The following is a 16808-nucleotide window of genomic DNA, read 5'->3' on the forward strand; positions in this document are numbered from 1 at the left end:
ACGAAAATGTTCCGATTAAGGCTAGTCTTTTCAAATCTTTATTTTTCAATTCATCATTCTTTATCTTTAACTCTTAATAATCGTAACCCGTTTAAGGTCACAAGCAATGTCACACCCATATCCGCAAAAATGGCGATCCACAAGGTCAGCCAGCCCGGAACGACTAAGAGGAGAGCAAGCAATTTGAAAACAATCGATAAAGTAATATTCTGCTTGATAATTTGCAGCGTTTTACGGCTTAATTTAATGGTGAAAGGAAGTTTCTTTAAATCGTCGTTCATCAAAGCAATGTCGGCAGTCTCGAGGGCAGTGTCGGTTCCTGCCCCGCCCATCGCAATTCCGACGGTAGCAGCAGCCAGTGCCGGTGCATCGTTCACTCCGTCACCAACCATAGCAACCCTGCCGTACTGAGCTTTTAATTTTTTTATAAACGTTAATTTATCTTCCGGAAGCAGCTCTGATTCTACTTGATTAACTCCCGTCTCACGGGCAATCGCTTCAGCTGTGATATGGTTATCTCCTGTAAGCAATATGGTTTGCTTAATGCCTAACTGCTGGAGTCGTTCAATGACAAGTCGGCTGCTGTCACGAACCTCATCAGCGACCGCAATCAAACCAAGTATCTCTTGATCATTTCCGGCAATCATAACGGTCTTTCCTTGTTCTTGCAGGTAAGAAACTTTTTCTAATACAGCTTCTGGCACTTCTTCAAATAACTTCACGTTGCCAACACGATATTCCGTTCCATCTACAACCCCTTTTATTCCTTTTCCTGTAATGGACAAGAAATCCTCTACCACATAATTCTGCGGAAGATGCGCTGCCTTTTTTATTATGGCAGAAGCAAGTGGGTGCTGTGATTTACTCTCAAGTGCCGCAACCACTCCTAGGAGCTTTTCATCATATGTGAAGTTCACGAAATCCGTCACTACTGGAACCCCTTTGGTTAGTGTTCCGGTTTTATCAAACGCAATAGCCTTCAATGCTCCTGCTTCTTCTAAAAAACTCCCGCCTTTGATGAGCACGCCATTTCGTGCTCCGTTGCCAATTGCGGTAACAATGGAAACAGGCGTTGAAATGACTAGTGCACAAGGACAGCCAACCACTAATACCGCGAGCCCCTGATAGATCCATTCCTGCCAGCCTGCACCAAAGAACAGGGGAGGAACAACGGCTACAAGTACGGCTACAAGGATAATAACTGGCGTATAGTACTTAGCGAAGCGGTCAACAAACTGTTGTGACGGGGCTTTTTCCGCCTGTGCTTCTTCAACTAAATGAATGATTTTCGCAATCGTTGTGTCATCCACCAGTTTCGTTACTTTTATTTTTAAAAAGCCTGCTTCATTGAGGGTACCGGCAAATACTTCATCCTCAACGCCTCTTTCAACCGGAACTGATTCACCTGTGATCGCAGCTTGATTGATCGTGGATGTTCCCTCTATAATTACCCCATCCATCGCTATCATTTGGCCGGGTTTCACCAGCATATGATCGCCAATTTCGATATCTTCCGCTTTTAAAAGAAGTTCTTTTCCGTTGCGGACGACAAGTGCTTCTGTAGGAGCATGTTCCATCAGTGCACGAATCGAATTTCTGGCTTTATCCATGGAATAGCCCTCGAGGACCTCACTAATCGCGAAGAGGATGACAACTACTGCCCCTTCTCGCCATTCACCAATAATGGCGGCACCAATGATTGCAATCGTCATGAGCGTTTTCATGTCGAAATCAAAGCGTGTTAAGTTTGTTAAGCCTGTTTTAAACAGTGGATATCCACCTATTAAAATAGCGGCGGCAAAAAGGATATTTTCCGAAAAAATATAGCCTGCAAGCAGGAATAATAGTGATAATCCTAAAAGAGAGTAGCGTTTCCAAAACGGCTCTGTTGGGATAACGGCTTGCTTTTCTTTTTCAGGGACAAGTGTTAATTTTTCAAAAGCACCTGCTTTATGCAGTTCTTCAAGGCTTGTGTTTCCATAGACTGTGAGCTTGGAAGCTCCGAAATTTACTTTGGCATCAACAACACCATCCAGGTGCTGTACGTTCTTTTCGAACTTGGCGGCGCAGCTTGTTCAGGAAAAGCCTTGAACACGATAGACTTGTTTCTCAGACGCTTCACTCACGGCCAGCCACCTCCTTCTGATGTGCAAAAGCAATATGGATTAATTGTTTGACGTGATCATCATCAAGGGAATAATAGGCAAGCTTTCCCTCTTTACGGTATTTTGCAAGGCCAAGGCCTTTTAGGTGACGCAGATGGTGGGAAGCTGTTGCAGTAGTCGCCCCGACAATATGGGCAACATCACAAACACATAGCTCTTCTTCAAGTGTTAAGGCATAAGCAATTTTCAAACGGGTTTCGTCTGATAAAGCTTTAAAAAGCTTGGTTACATCGACGATATTTCCGTTCGTGATCTGCTGTTTGACTCGGGTGGTTTTCTCGCTATCGATACAGGTAACTTCGCAAACATCCTGTTCTTTCATTTCTAGTCACCTTCTTCATTCAAATGATCGTTTGATTATATGATATTCAAATGAGTGTTTGAATGTCAATGAAATTGTGTGTTAATTTTGGAGATATTAATAAAGTGGGTAGTTCGTTATTTATTAGAATAAAAAACGTTTTATTATAAGTCTGTGCTATTTATGACCTGTTCTGTCAAACTTCGGACTCCCTTCATGAATTTTTGACCTGGCTTGTCCGAACCTCGGGCTACTTCGGACTCACATCATGAATTTTTGACCTGGCCTGTCCGAACCTAAGGCCACTTCGGACTCGCTTCATGAATTTTTGACCTGGCTTGTCCGAACCTCGAACTACTTCGGACTCGCTTCATGAATTTCTGAGCTGGCCTGTCCGAACCTCGGGTCACTTCGGACTCCCTTCATGAATTTTTGACCTGGCTTGTCCGAACCTCGAACTACTTCGGACTCATATCATGAATTTTTGAGCTGGCCTGTCCGAACCTAAGGCCACTTCGGACTCGCTTCATGAATTTTTGACCTGGCTTGTCCGAACCTCGAACTACTTCGGACTCACATCATGAATTTTTGAGCTGGCCTGTCCGAACCTCGGGCTTCTTCGGACTCGCTTCATGAATTTTTGAGCTGGCCTGTCCGAACCTGAGGCCACTTCGGACTCGCTTCATGAATTTTTGACCTGACCTGTCCGAACCTCGAACTACTTCGGACTCGCTTCATGAATTTTTGACCTGGCCTGTCCGAACCTCGAACTACTTCGGACTCGCTTCATGAATTTTTGAGCTGGCCTGTCCGAACCTCGAACTACTTCGGACTCCCTTCATGAATTTCTGAGCTGGCCTGTCCGAACCTGAGGCCACTTCGGACTCGCTTCATGAATTTTTAACCTGGCCTGTCCGAACCTCGAACTACTTCGGACTCGCTTCATGAATTTTTGACCTGGCCTGTCCGAACCTGAGGCTTCTTCGGACTCGCTCCATGAATTTTTGCCCTGGCCTGTCCGAACCTCGAACTACTTCGGACTCACCTCATGAATTTTTGAGCTGGCCTGTCCGAACCTCGAACTACTTCGGACTCGCTTCATGAATTTTTGAGCTGGCCTGTCCGAACCTCGGACTACTTCGGACTCCCTTCATGAATTTTTGACCTGGCTTGTCCGAACCTCGGACTACTTCGGACTCGCTTCATGAATTTTTGAGCTGGCCTGTCCGAACCTCGAACTACTTCGGACTCACCTCATGAATTTTTGACCTGGCTTGTCCGAACCTCAGGCTACTTCGGACACGCTTCATGAATTTTTAAACTGGCCTGTCCGAACCTCGGGCCACTTCGGACTCGCTTCATGAATTTTTAAACTGGCCTGTCCGAACTTTATGAGAATTAAGATTACATATATACCCTTTTAACACAAAAAAAGAACCCAATGGGTCCTTTTCATTATTTAAAAACAGGCTCTTGTAGTTTTTCCTTAATCATATATGTGAAACGGTCCACTTCAATCGCATACCTTGGACGGCGCTTCACTTCACGATAAATTTTACCAATATATTCACCAATCATCCCGATTCCCATTAACTGCAGCCCACCAACAAACCAGATCGAAATCACTAACGATGTCCAGCCAGACTCTGTATGCCCTAAGAGCTCTTGAACAATCGCGTAGCTGCCAACCAAAGCACTAACGATTACAGCGAGAAAACCTAAAAAGGTAACAAAGCGAATCGGCGCTACACTGAAGGAAGTCATTCCATCAAAGGCGAAGGCCAGCATTTTTTTCAACGGGTATTTCGATTCCCCGGCTAGCCTTTCTTTTCGGTCATAATAGACTTTTGCTGAAGTAAATCCGACTAAGGGAACCAGACCGCGCAAAAACAAATTGGTCTCCTTATATTTCAACAGTTCATCTAATGCCCGTTTACTCATCAGCCGGAAATCGGCATGGTTGGGGATGAGTTTAATTCCTATCCGCTCCATGAAACGGTAAAAGAACAATGCTGTGTTCCGCTTAAAGAAGGTATCTGTCTCGCGGCTATCCCTCACGCCATAAACAATATCGATCCCTTCCCAGTATTTCTCAACAAAGGTTTCAATCACATTGATATCATCCTGAAGGTCGGCATCGATCGAGATTACGCAATCGGAGTATTGATTGGCAGTTTCGAGACCGGCAATGAGTGCGTTCTGATGACCAACATTTCCGGCTAACTTCAGCCCGGTAACAAAGCTATTTTTCTCGCACTCGCTCTCAATCATATTCCAAGTTTGGTCCTTACTGCCATCATCAACAAATAATAGTTTACTATTTTTTGAAACAAGCAATTCCTCGATTAAATGTTCCATTACTTTAGTCAATTGCAACATGGTTTCATTCAATACCGCTTCTTCGTTATAGCATGGAACCACGATGGTTAAAATCGGTTTATTCATCTGAAATTTCCTTCCTTACATGACTTGATAAAGGTAAATTTTCCAGGCTGAATCTTTTTGGTTAAAGGTCTTTTTCAGTTCTAGATGATTTTCTTTGGCATTTAAAATTGGTACAGCCGAAAAGATGTACCTACCGCCCATTTGTTTAAAAACGTTGGTATTCAGCTGCAAGTGATGAATCTTCACCTTCGAATCTTTTTTAAATTCATAGTGTTTCCCTAGTTCAGCGACAAACAGATAACACCTGCCTCCCCACTGATCAAAGTATTTCTTTAATGTCGGGCTTTTGTCCAGCTCTCCTGCAATAATTCTTCTAAACTCATGTTTGTAGGTTAACGGATAAAAATTATTGTACGTATCCAACGTATAAAAGCCATTATACTGGGCGATGGCCGGGTGAATTCCGATACTTGCGACCCGGTAACTGCTCTTCGGTTTGCCAATATAATCAGCGATTTCTTTAAACTGCTCAGTCGCATAAAACTGTTTAACGGATGGCTTCCCGGCGACACGATATACAATTTCATCGTTTGCACAGAATAAGACAATCAGTTGAACAATTAAGCATATTTTGACAAAAGACTTCCACCGCTTGCCTTTTTGCCACAAAATGAACGCCCCAACTGCAAACATCAAATAGATGACGAGCGGCCTTAGAAAATGGAACCGGGCAAAATTAAAGGTATTTAATAAAGAGAACCTCTCTTTAAGAGGCTGCCACCCTTTATAAAACCAAAAGGCATACCAAGTGGAAAGCAGAATATTAAAGATAAATAGGTAGACATATCGTTTGTCTGCCTCGTTCCGATCCTTCTTTTTCCAAAGAAAACCGATAACAATGAAGGAAAGCGGCACGATTACCAAGGTATGAAGGGTTAACACATGGGTATGGCCAAGAAAATAATTCTTACCTATGAGTCGGATGGTATGCCAAAAACCCAGCTTCGAACTGACAAATTCATTTCGGCTTGTTGGCGCATCCGGAAATACCAATGAATCCACAAGACGGTACTCGATTAATAAGTAAATAACCGTCATTAATACAATACTGCTGAAGAACACCCCGTTTAGTTTCCGCTTGACGAGCAGATCTCTCATCCACTGGAGTCCCATCATAAATAAAAAGAAGAAAAATCCTAACACAAAGCTGGAATAGAGTGGCAACAGAATCAGTGTTAGCCATTCTTTCCACGAATAGCGTCCCTCCCGGATATTCATAAACGCCCACAGCGCTAGCGGCATTCCCAGTGTACTCAACATCCCTGATGGCCAGAATGGAGTTAAGGCAAACGCAAGCGATACCCAGACACGGATTGGACGGGCCTCTTCTGCTTTCACAAAGTGCCGTTTTATCAAAAGATACATTCCGAGAAAGGCAAACAGTCTTGTAATGATTTGACTTAGCGCGTAGGCGAGCATCGATGGAAAAAGGTGATGGAGCCACTGTATCCCGCTAAACTCTGTCCCAAATGCATTTCGCGGAAGGCCATTGATGACTTGCGGAATGACGGAATGAATACCGCCGAATAATTGGCCGCTATTCTTTAGTACTTTGTACCAAGCAATATTCGAGTCCAAATTATCATGGACCCTAATATGTGCATTTTCCCCCAAGATAAATAGAGGGGACACATATACCATGATGAGACAGATTGCCAACATGATAGATGTGTTTTCTGAATCTAGTTTTATTTTTCTGCAAAGCTTTCTCATGGCTAAGAGAACATTTCCTCCTGATGCCTATCTCTTTCTAAGCAAATTAGTCTTTTTCAGGATAGTCCCTTCCACACTTTCATACACCCCAATGATTCTTTCTATAAATTGGTTCAGTTTATCTGATTGAGCAAATAGATAGTGTACTGCCAAGGCAACGCTAACCCCAATCAGCATTCCCGCAGTGACATCCAATGGATAATGGACGCCTGTCCATACGCGGGACACGGCGATCCCTGCGGCTAAAACCAGCCAGATCCAGCCATCCCGTTTGATCCAGATCCATATGGCTGTTGCGATCACAAATGCAGCTGTCGCATGGTCACTTGGAAACGAAGCATTTCTCGCATGGGGAATCAACCAGTTAACATGATGGGCCACAAAGGGACGGGCCCGATAATAAAAGTGACCGATCACCCCATTGAGACTAAGGGCGATACAGGCGGACAGGATCGCCTCCACGATCATTTTTCGGTTATTAGCTTTTGGATAAAACCAATAAAAAATAATGGCTATAAAAAAGAGATATTGCGCTTTTTCTGCTAGAAAAATCATCAATGGGTTTAAAAATCGGTCACTTACCGCCAGATGATTAATGATTTGAAAAGCTGAGTAATCTAAATGAGACATCCCATATCCTCCTTCCTTATTGTGCACCAGCACGTTGTAAAACGGCCGACGTCCGGATGACTTCCGATACTGCACTTTGCGGCTGCTGGTACAACACATCTAGAATTGCTTCAACAATGGCTTCCTGGCAATCGAGCTCGATCCCTTTTTGGTAGGAATCGATGGCTTGCTCCCATTCATTCATTTTTTTAGGGTCGTGCAGCACCGTTAATAATTGCTGTTCGATTGGTTGTTCCTGATCAATGACAAATACCAGCTTTTGTTCTTTTAAAAAGCGCATATTGACTTTTTCCTGTCCTGGGAGCATGGAATGAACAAAGGTAGGAAGCTTTTTGTGCAATGTTTCACTTACCGTCACACCGCCCGGCTTTGTCATGACCGCATCCACTTCTTCATAAAGGTCATTCATGGCTGACCTTGAAGAGAGGTATGGCACGGGCTTTATATGTTCGAGTTTCCAAGAGGAAATCTCTTCATACAATTTCTTATTTTTGCCGCATAATACGAGATAATCTAATTCACTAGAATCTTTTATTTCCTCCAAAAGCTTTCGTATTCCGCCTAGCCCGCTATTTCCTCCGGCAATTAGTATTTTCGGCCGCCCGTTTAGGGGTTTATGAACCTTGGAGACTTTAGTAATCTCTTCATGAACAGGAATACCGGTTACCATCATCTGGTGCTTGGGAATTTGAAACCTCTTGGATAGTGTTTCTTTTACCTGTTGGCTTGGAACGAAATGGGCGTCAATCCCCGTCTTGCCCCAAACGCTATTGACAAAAAAGTCGGTGTAAACATTGATAACGGGGGTACTGCATTTGCCTTTTTTCTTTAAAAGGCTGAGCAGATAGGACGGGAACCCGTGAGTACAAACAAGTAAATCCGGTTGTTCTTCTTGCAGCAATTGTTCCATTTTTTTCAAAAAGAGTGGCTGGTACCATTTAAAAGCCGGCCTTTTTGTATCTGGAATGTAGAAAAAATGGTTGTATGCGAGATTATAGGTTTCCGGTGCATAGCGAATCCAATTTAGATAGCCGTTGGAAATCATTTTTTCGAGTGATTTATTGGTATAGCTTAGTAAATCTATTTTCTTAACCGTAAGATTGGGAGTATGATTTTTTAATTTATCCATTAATGCCTCAGCAACTTGATGATGACCTGATGGCATTTGTAAGAGTGGTAAAAACAAGATTTTTTTCATTTTGTCCAGCTCCTTACTTTATGTCCTATTTACTGTACCACTCATTTTTGTAAAAGATGGGTTTTTAATAGATTTTTAATCAAGCCTTCAGTGATTTTTTAAGTAAAATGGCCCAGTTCAACTTGAACTGAGCCCTATGCCTAATACTCTGATGGCAATTTTTTATAAGATTTCAATCTTTCATATTCTTCCATGGTAATCGTCAAGATGGTACCATGTTTAAAGCCATACGGGAACTTAAACGATTGATCCGAACGAATGAATCTTCCTTTTGACATTTTGTCTGCTATGAACGGAACATAACCTTGTTCTTCTGCAGAACAACCATAAAAATCTAAGAATAAGCACCATCTGTCATCTTCTAATTTAACTGCAGTTGGAGCTTCATATTGTCCTTCTTGCAGTGACTCCATGCTTTTGTCAAATTCTTCAATCTTCTCAAATGGTCCATTAATATTCTCTGATTCCATAAGAATAATTCTAGAAGGATTCTTTTCACTCTTTAAGAATAAATAATACTTTCCCTCTTCCTCATACATTGCAGAATCAATGACGCCACTGTCTTCTTTCTGATACAAAACTTGCGCTTTTGTAAAATTCACAAAATCTGTTGTTCGCGAATAGTAAATTCCCTTTTCTCCATAGTTATTGATGCTATGGGATGAAGACCAGTGAATGACGTAATCATTATTTTTCTTATCATAAATAACATCCGGTGCCCACAAACAGCCGAAGTTTTCATCTCCAAGTTTGATCATTCTCTGCTCTGACCAGTGAATCAAATCATCAGACTCCCAAAGAACCAGACTTTTGCTTCCGTTTCTGCTGATTTCACCCCATGAATGTTGATACTGATTCAGCATACCGTATGACAAACTTAAGTCTGTTGCTAAAATAACAAATTTACCTTCTTTGGTTCTAGTTATCGTAAAATCTCTAACGCCTTTATCACCATAATAACTCCATAAAACAGGATTTCCATCATTAACTTCTTCCCACCTAAAGCCATCCTTACTAACCCCGAAGTAAACCTGTTCCCCATCCGGTGTTCTCTTTTCCTTAAAGTGTACAAATAAATAAGCCTGCATTATTTTTAATCCCTCCAAAGATATCTTTTATAAATATCTTCCCAAACCTTTTTCTACTGCTGTCTCACCAATTATTACTTCATCACAATAAAATTCTTCATCAGAAACAACTCTCATTTTTTTAGTCACCATTACTTTTACGACATACTTTACCTATTTCCTCCAAATTTAATAAATAAAAAACCTGAGTCCATAATCTATCTAGGGCTCAGGCTGTTTATTCTTTTATTTTTGATATCTCTGACGTTAAACGGGCTCTTTTTCGTTTCCGTAACCATACGTAAGTCATAAATAAGAGAAACGAAGCGATTCCTACACATGGAATATACGCTGGATTAATATAAAAGGCCTTTCCTGCAAAAAATCCTGCTGACATAACTGGGATCGTCCACAAAAGCGTGCCTGCTAGGGAGAGCAGTCCAAATTTCCGGAAAGGTATTTTGGTGATCCCGGCAAAATACGGGCTGATTTGCCTTAGTCCCGGCATGTAAAATCCAAATAGAATGGTTTTCTGGGCATTTTTCGAGTAGAAACCAACGGCTTTTTCCCAGCGTTCATCAGTAATCCCTACATACTTGCCAAACTTTTTAACAAATGGGTAGCCTAAATATTTCCCGCAGGCGTAGGCAGAAAGCATACCGGTAAACACCCCAAGGATTGCCACCAGCAAACTTAATTCAAATGAAAGTTTATGCTCTCCACACAATATCCCAATTAAAAAGAGCAGAGATTCCTCCGGAGCAGGAATCCCGACGATGCCGAAAAATAAACAGATAAAGATCACGACGTAACCATATAAATTGAAATAATGTAGGATCGATTCTATAGTCATATTATAATTCCTTTAATGTAATAAATTTCGTCCCGTTATCGATAGCTTCCTTTAAATAGATTTCTAGATTGTTAATCATATAGCCAGGTGCATCTTGATCAGCTCCCAGTGTTTCCCCGCAGTCATGAAGCAAAAGGATCGACCCCGGTTCTACCACTGTCCGCAACTCTTCCAACAGGCCGTCTTTGGCCTTCTCTCTTTTCCAATCTCCAAAAATATGCGACCACATGATCTTTTTGTAAGGTTTGCTAATTATCAAGCTAAAAAGGTTGAAATGACCCCATGGCGGCCGATAAAAAGCGACCTTTTCATTTGTGCATTCCATAATAGCCCGTTCTGTTAAGGCTAGCTCTTTTTTAATGCGAAAAGGTGAGCAGATCCAGCTTGAGACATGATGAAAATGATGAATCCCGATCGTATGTCCTTCCTCGTTCATCCGTTTTATGATCTCCGGATAGCGTTTTACCTTATTGCCCACCACAAAAAAAGTAGCTTTGACATGATACTTTTTTAACAGGTCCAACAACTGTGGGGTATAAATGGGATTAGGGCCATCGTCAAAAGTAATCGCGATTTTCTCAGACTGAAGCCTTTTCTTGATACCCCAACTATTTATACGAATCAGCACTGTTGGTAATATCGCATAAACTAGTATGAACAAGATCATTAACCCGATGCTTAGCCATAATATTTTCATTATTGTTCCTTTCTCAGCTTTTCGGTAAAAATAATTCTGCCTCTGTTCCTACACCTTCCGTACTGCTGATTTTAATTTCACCATGATGCTGTTTCATGATATTTTTCGCAATGGCAAGACCTAGGCCTGTTCCCCCAGTTTCACGGCTTCTAGCCTTGTCCACTCGGTAAAATCGTTCAAAGATATTTTTAATTTCATATTCCGGTATGCCAATTCCGTAATCTTTAACCTTAATGATGGTATTATGTTCGTTCTCGTTCAGATACACATCAATTTTGTCTGTACTATATTTGATGGCATTATCAATGATAATAATGATGGCTTGTTTTAGCTTTAACTCATCCGCTGACACCGTAATAGATGGATTTGCGAAGTAAAGATTAATTTCCCGCTTATAAGCACTTTTAAGCTGTTTGATGATGTTCTGACATAAAATAACTAAATCAATGGGCTTGGCATCCAAGTGATTCCCTGATTCTGTATCAGCTAGGTTCAGAAATCTTTCGGTCATTTTTTGAATCCTAGTGGCTTCTGAATGGATGGTTTCAATTGCTTCCAGCGCCTCGGTCTCATTACGGATTCCGCGTCTTAATAGATGGTCCGCGTAACTCTTGATCACTGTCAGCGGGGTTTTTAATTCATGGGAAGCGTCGGAAATAAATTGTCGTTGTTTTTCGAGATTTTCTTCTAATCTGCCAATCATCCGATTGAAGGTTACCGCCATTTTTTGCAGTTCGTCTCGTGTATCATGCTGGATGACAATTTTTTTCGGAATGCCGCTCTGTTCGATGTCCTCCATCGTGTTAATCATGTTAGAAATCGGCCTCATAATCAAATTGGACAGCCAACGGCCGCCAAGCATCGCTAATAAGGCTCCTAAAATGGTACTAGAGATTTGTATCGATAGTAATACATCCTTCGCCAATTCGAGTCCTGATAATTTCTCGCCTATCTCCAGTGTCCCCGTAATTTGACCGCTGGAATGGATCGGGACCCTGACCATTAAAATTTGCTCTTCATGATTTTTTTGCCTGATTGTCTTTCTTACCGCTTCTTTTTCATTAACAAATTTAGGCTTGATTTTTGCTGCCAATTCTTTATCATTGGTTACTTCATTAGTCATTTTTGAACCTGGTTGAACAATCCTAATAAAAGAATGCATGGTTAAATAAGGTGTTAACTGATCTTTTTTTAGGGCAGAAGATTTGTCCAGGTTCATCTCCTTTATCAGGGTATCTGCTTTTTGATAAAGCTCTTGATCTTCCATGTTCACGGTTATTTTCATAAATGAAAAAAAGACAACCGCATTCACAGCCACTAATACACAGAGAATCCAAGCAGTTGTCATGATGTTTATTTTGGTTGTAATCTTCATTGCTTAATTCTCCTTTATGGTATAGCCAATTCCCCTCACTGTTTGAATAATGGTTGGGCCTCTAAAGCCTTCTTCGATTTTCTTTCGTAAATGTCTGATAAACACATCGATGACATTTGTTTCTCCCTCATATTCATATCCCCAGACATGAAACAGGATATTTTCTCTAGTGACAATTTTATTTTTATTAATTAACAAATAAACGAGCAAATCAAATTCCTTCGGGGTTAGGGTAATCGATACGTCCCCTCTGGTCACTTCTCGTGTTTCTCGATTGACAGTTAGGTCTTCAAACGATAAAACCGATTCTTCCGGTTGAGATGCCTTCATAGCAATTGAATTTTGTCGGAGGGTGGAACGCACTCGCGCCAATAGTTCCTCCATTTCAAACGGCTTTGTTATATAGTCATTGGCCCCTTGGTCAAGACCTGTCACCTTGTCCATCGTCAGGTTTCGGGCTGTTAACAATATAATTGGAACGAGGTTGTTTTCTTTTCGAATCCTTCTTAACACCTCAATCCCATTCATTTCAGGAAGCATGACATCTAATAGGATTAAATCCGGTTTTTCGGTGAATGCCGCCTGTAAGCCTTCTTTCCCGTCATAGGCGACTACTACCTCGTAACCTTCATATTCGAGTTCAATTTTTAAAATTTTGGCAATTTGTCGTTCATCCTCAACAACCAAAATTTGCTGCTGTTGCTGCATGTTTTGCCCCCCTTTTTTAGTAAGGTAGAGAAACTTTATTTACTATATCCTCTTCAATTTAGCACTATTTTTTATTATTTTACTTGATTTAATTAAATTTTAATCTAGAAAAGCGAAAGATCCCGTTTAGCGCACGACAGGACTGAGCGCTTTGACTGAGATAAAGGAAAACCGAAATGCGGAAGCGCCTTGGTTAGGGGCGACAGGCATAAGACAAGCCGGCGAGAAGGCTGCTCTTTAGCCTTTTTGACGGCTTGTCTTATGACCCCGAGCCCCTAGGCGCTGTAGCTAGACAACACGGAGCTCAAGTCGATTCGATGTTGACTTATCGTAGGGAAAAGAGCGAAGTCCACTAGTCGCTGGGCTCTGAAGCTGGACAATTCTCAAAGCTAATGTTTTTATATTTTGTCCTATCTCATAAAAAAAAGAACAGCCCTCAGCCATTCCCAGTCAAATCACGTTCTATTACTTTATTTTTCAACCGAGCCGTTAGGAGTAAAGCGAATTTATGCATGCCCATCATCAGTATTCCGGCAATTATGAGATCAATCCTTGAGTTAAATGCTGACGGAAATATACCGAGTGAATTTAGCCCAGCAGGTGTAATGCATAGACTTGTCATCATTTCGCTTAGGAGAGGATTGGTTACACTTCCAAAAAGTCCACTCAAAATGAGCTGGCCGCAGGCCGGCAGCAGTAAAATTCCACTTAAGAAGGCATATTGTTTATTCTGCTCCCTTACAATCGGGCGCCAAATCATGAAGGATAAAAGTAATAGCAGGAACAGATAACTATTGTGGATGAACGGATTTAAGGTTAGAAACGTTAAAACAGCTTGAAGATGATAGAAGAAAAACATGATGGCAAAGGTAACTAATGCAGCAAATGGGGACAGACTTATTCCTTTAATAATCGGTGTGTGGGTTTCTGGAATACCTAGTAAAAAAAGTGGTGGGATGACAAAAAATAATATACTCATCTGGATCATATGCAAGCTGAATAATAAATGATTGAGTGTCGATAAGGGGCTGCCCATTGTGAGATAGAGTAAGAATAAAGAGGAGAAGAATAATAATGGCTGGGTAGGATGGACTTTGAGTTCTGAATGCGTACGCAATAGAGCCACATATAAAACACCCATACAAAAAAGACCTGCCATTAATGGGATGTTCCACACCAACTGACCTTCAATCAAAAAAACATCTAGCATATTTCTCTTCCTCCCTCTGAATAATCCTGATGGGCACATGGAGAAAGTCACCTTTTTACAACGCTTATCTGAACTATAGATTATATGATTTCTATCTCGAAATATTCCTTAAAATACCAGGGGTTCTTCGTTAGAAATGGAAATGGAGATGGAAATGTAAAACACCCCTTCCATTATTTAATATAGAAGGAGTGTTTGGATTGGAAACGGTGTCAGGCACCAACGATTTCCTGGAGGGTGTGTTTTCGGATCGCGAGGACGAGATCGGCAAGGAAGTAGAGTCCTACAGCTGACCAGATCCAGGCCCATAGAGGCTCTATGCTACCATATAGCGAAACCATTCCGGGGTGAATCCACTTTATACAAAGTAGTGATAAAAATCCCCAGCAGATGGAAAAAGGTAAACAAATATGACCATGCAGCTGGAACGGTGTTTCTGAATAATCCCACCATTGTCTTTGAAATAATTTCTGCAGCAGTGTCCCGCTTGCATACTCAACAAGGGTGGGGATGATAAAACATAGAAGGAGTACGTATACCCAATGGGAACCCTGTGGAATTAAGTAGACCAATAGCACAGGGGCGACCCCGTACATCGGTTTAAAGGGGCCAAATAAAAAATTCTCCTTAAAAAATTCCCGTTTGATGACGTAGTTATAACTATTTTCGAGCAGCCAGCCAATGAATGAATAGAACGTGAAATAAAAAAGGATGGCAGCGGCTCCTTCCATCGTAAGTACTTCTACAAGTTGAAGTTCCAAGCCTTTTAACCAACTATGAGTCATGGCTAATCCACCTTTCACGGATAAGAATTTCCCATTTTAGGATTAACCGTGAAGATGGTATTTATTCCAGCAAATTCCGATTTTAAACAGCCATATAGTATAAAAGGTGCCTGACACCTTTTAGATATCAGACACCTTTATATTAGTTGCAATAGGGAGAAACTTAATTTCTAATTGTTTTTAATGCTCCGCTCCATTTTACTACTTCGTCAAGCATTGCAGTTACATTTGTAAGGTGTAGTTCAGCTGGTTTGAAGACACTGCCATTTTCGAAGTCAGTGAATAATGACAAAGTTGGGTGTGTACGAACGTCTGCCACTTTTAATTCACCTAAGATGCCGCGTAAGTGTTCAGCCGCACGAGCACCGCCAGTTGATCCATAGCTTACGATACCAGCAGCTTTGTCATTCCAAGCTTCTCGTGCAAAATCAAGAGCATTTTTCAAAGCGCCTGTGATGCTGTGGTTGTATTCTTGAACAACGAATACGAAACCATCTAAGCTAGCTAGTTTTTGATTCCATGCAGCAATCCCTGGTTCAGTTCCGTCAGTAGTTCCTAAGAATGGTAAGTTGAAGTCTGCGATATCAACGATTTCGTAATTAGCATCGCCGCGTTTGTCAGCAATTCCTTTTACCCATTCTCCTACTTGTGGACTAACGCGTCCTTGACGTGTACTTCCTAAAATAATCCCGATATTTAATTTTGTCATTTTATTTTCCTCCTCTGGTGTGTTACCAAATAATCGATTTAAAAAACCCATTGTTAGCACCGCCTTCTTGATGTTATATCTTAGATGTGAGTATCTCAAAGTTGTTTATTTTTAATTCGAGATAATCATATAACATTATTTTTATCAAGTCAACTTTTTTTTGAAGGTAATGTGATGGATTTTGTAGACTAATCATTATAATTGGCTTGATCGCCATATTAAACATAGTTTACATATTGGAATTTATTCAGAGAATAATATATAAATGCGTGATTCAGTTCACTTAATTGTTAATGTTTTTCATTTATATTATAGATAGAGAACAAAAGGAGGGACATTATGGACAAGCAATCGATTAAGACCTATCAGGAATTTAGTGAGGACAAATTTACAAAACGGGTTATTTATAATAATGACAGCAGTACTGCATTTGTCCTAAACTTCTTTCCCGGACAAAAACTGCCCGCACATAAACACCCTGGCGCGGAGGTCTATCTGCTTGTGGTGTCCGGAAGCGGCACGATTATCATTGACGGGAAAGAAATAGGGGTAACAGAAAAAGATGTAATTCACACCAGTGATAATGAGGAACTTTCTTTTATCAATACTAGCAGCGAACCTGTTAGTCTGTATGTAGTGTTAAATAAGCTTTCCAAATAAGAAAAGATTGAAATGAAAAAATCATTGGATTTAAGGAGGACATAATGGATATCGAAAAAAGTGATCGTCTACGTTCAATGCTTCAAGAGGCATTGACACCTTTTATAGAGAAGATAGAAAGGTTAGAGGCAGAAATTCAGTCGTTAAAAGAGGAACAAAGTGAGCTTATAAAAATACTCAAAAATCAGTAATCAGATTGCTTCGGGAAAGGGTAAGGCGCCCGCCTATCGGCTTGTGACCTCGAGCCGATGGCGCCTGGAGCTGGACAATTTTCGAAGTCGAAATTTATAAT

General features: G+C 41.0%; 16 protein-coding genes. 2 read left to right on the plus strand and 14 right to left on the minus strand.

Translation table 11 applies throughout. From position 1 onward, the window contains the following. Nucleotides 1-53: 53 nt before the first annotated feature. From COD92_RS13420 to COD92_RS13485, 14 genes are all read right to left on the minus strand, one after another. On the minus strand, nucleotides 54-2132 hold the full coding sequence (locus tag COD92_RS13420; protein WP_218011281.1) for a heavy metal translocating P-type ATPase: 2079 nt from the start codon (nucleotides 2130-2132) through the stop codon (nucleotides 54-56). Beyond that, nucleotides 2119-2487: an ArsR/SmtB family transcription factor gene (locus tag COD92_RS13425; RefSeq protein WP_098530407.1), complete on the minus strand. Its 369-nt coding sequence runs from the start codon at nucleotides 2485-2487 to the stop codon at nucleotides 2119-2121. The genes COD92_RS13420 and COD92_RS13425 overlap by 14 nt, the downstream gene beginning before the upstream one ends. A gap of 1434 nt (nucleotides 2488-3921) precedes the next feature. Beyond that, nucleotides 3922-4911 carry a glycosyltransferase family 2 protein gene (locus tag COD92_RS13430; protein ID WP_098530938.1) on the minus strand — a complete coding sequence of 330 codons (990 nt, stop codon included), beginning with the start codon at nucleotides 4909-4911 and terminating at the stop codon, nucleotides 3922-3924. Between the two features lie 15 nt (nucleotides 4912-4926). Beyond that, nucleotides 4927-6624, minus strand: a complete 1698-nt coding sequence (locus COD92_RS13435) for a DUF6044 family protein (protein WP_176541231.1) — start codon at nucleotides 6622-6624, stop codon at nucleotides 4927-4929. A 27-nt stretch (nucleotides 6625-6651) separates the two neighbouring features. Beyond that, nucleotides 6652-7254: an undecaprenyl-diphosphatase gene (locus tag COD92_RS13440; protein WP_176541230.1), complete on the minus strand. Its 603-nt coding sequence runs from the start codon at nucleotides 7252-7254 to the stop codon at nucleotides 6652-6654. 16 nt (nucleotides 7255-7270) lie between these two features. After that, nucleotides 7271-8452, minus strand: a complete 1182-nt coding sequence (locus COD92_RS13445) for an MGDG synthase family glycosyltransferase (RefSeq protein ID WP_098996382.1) — start codon at nucleotides 8450-8452, stop codon at nucleotides 7271-7273. Between the two features lie 140 nt (nucleotides 8453-8592). After that, complete coding sequence (locus tag COD92_RS13450; RefSeq protein WP_098996383.1) at nucleotides 8593-9540, minus strand: glycoside hydrolase family 43 protein; 948 nt, start codon at nucleotides 9538-9540, stop codon at nucleotides 8593-8595. Nucleotides 9541-9757: 217 nt separating this feature from the next. Continuing rightward, nucleotides 9758-10372, minus strand: coding sequence for a DedA family protein (locus COD92_RS13455; protein WP_098996384.1), 615 nt, complete (start codon nucleotides 10370-10372; stop codon nucleotides 9758-9760). Nucleotide 10373: 1 nt separating this feature from the next. Next, nucleotides 10374-11069, minus strand: coding sequence for a polysaccharide deacetylase family protein (locus tag COD92_RS13460; RefSeq protein ID WP_176550431.1), 696 nt, complete (start codon nucleotides 11067-11069; stop codon nucleotides 10374-10376). 13 nt (nucleotides 11070-11082) lie between these two features. After that, complete coding sequence (locus COD92_RS13465) at nucleotides 11083-12444, minus strand: sensor histidine kinase (protein WP_098996385.1); 1362 nt, start codon at nucleotides 12442-12444, stop codon at nucleotides 11083-11085. A 3-nt stretch (nucleotides 12445-12447) separates the two neighbouring features. Next, entirely contained in the window at nucleotides 12448-13152 is a 705-nt protein-coding gene (locus COD92_RS13470) for a response regulator transcription factor (RefSeq protein WP_098996386.1), read from the minus strand. A gap of 436 nt (nucleotides 13153-13588) precedes the next feature. Beyond that, nucleotides 13589-14362: a cytochrome c oxidase assembly protein gene (locus COD92_RS13475; RefSeq protein WP_176550432.1), complete on the minus strand. Its 774-nt coding sequence runs from the start codon at nucleotides 14360-14362 to the stop codon at nucleotides 13589-13591. A 212-nt stretch (nucleotides 14363-14574) separates the two neighbouring features. Then, on the minus strand, nucleotides 14575-15147 hold the full coding sequence (locus tag COD92_RS13480; RefSeq protein WP_098996388.1) for a putative ABC transporter permease: 573 nt from the start codon (nucleotides 15145-15147) through the stop codon (nucleotides 14575-14577). Nucleotides 15148-15310: 163 nt separating this feature from the next. Then, a complete protein-coding gene (locus COD92_RS13485) occupies nucleotides 15311-15907 on the minus strand; it encodes an NADPH-dependent FMN reductase (protein ID WP_098530929.1) in 597 nt (198 codons plus the stop codon). Between the two features lie 288 nt (nucleotides 15908-16195). On the opposite strand from COD92_RS13485, the gene COD92_RS13490 reads away from it, so the two are divergent. Together COD92_RS13490 and COD92_RS31575 are read left to right on the plus strand one after the other, a co-directional pair. Next, entirely contained in the window at nucleotides 16196-16516 is a 321-nt protein-coding gene (locus tag COD92_RS13490) for a cupin domain-containing protein (protein ID WP_098530928.1), read from the plus strand. 44 nt (nucleotides 16517-16560) lie between these two features. Continuing rightward, nucleotides 16561-16707 carry a GapR family DNA-binding domain-containing protein gene (locus COD92_RS31575; RefSeq protein ID WP_141561103.1) on the plus strand — a complete coding sequence of 49 codons (147 nt, stop codon included), beginning with the start codon at nucleotides 16561-16563 and terminating at the stop codon, nucleotides 16705-16707. The last annotated feature ends 101 nt before the right edge of the window (nucleotides 16708-16808 follow it).

It is taken from the genome of Bacillus sp. AFS037270, assembly GCF_002585305.1.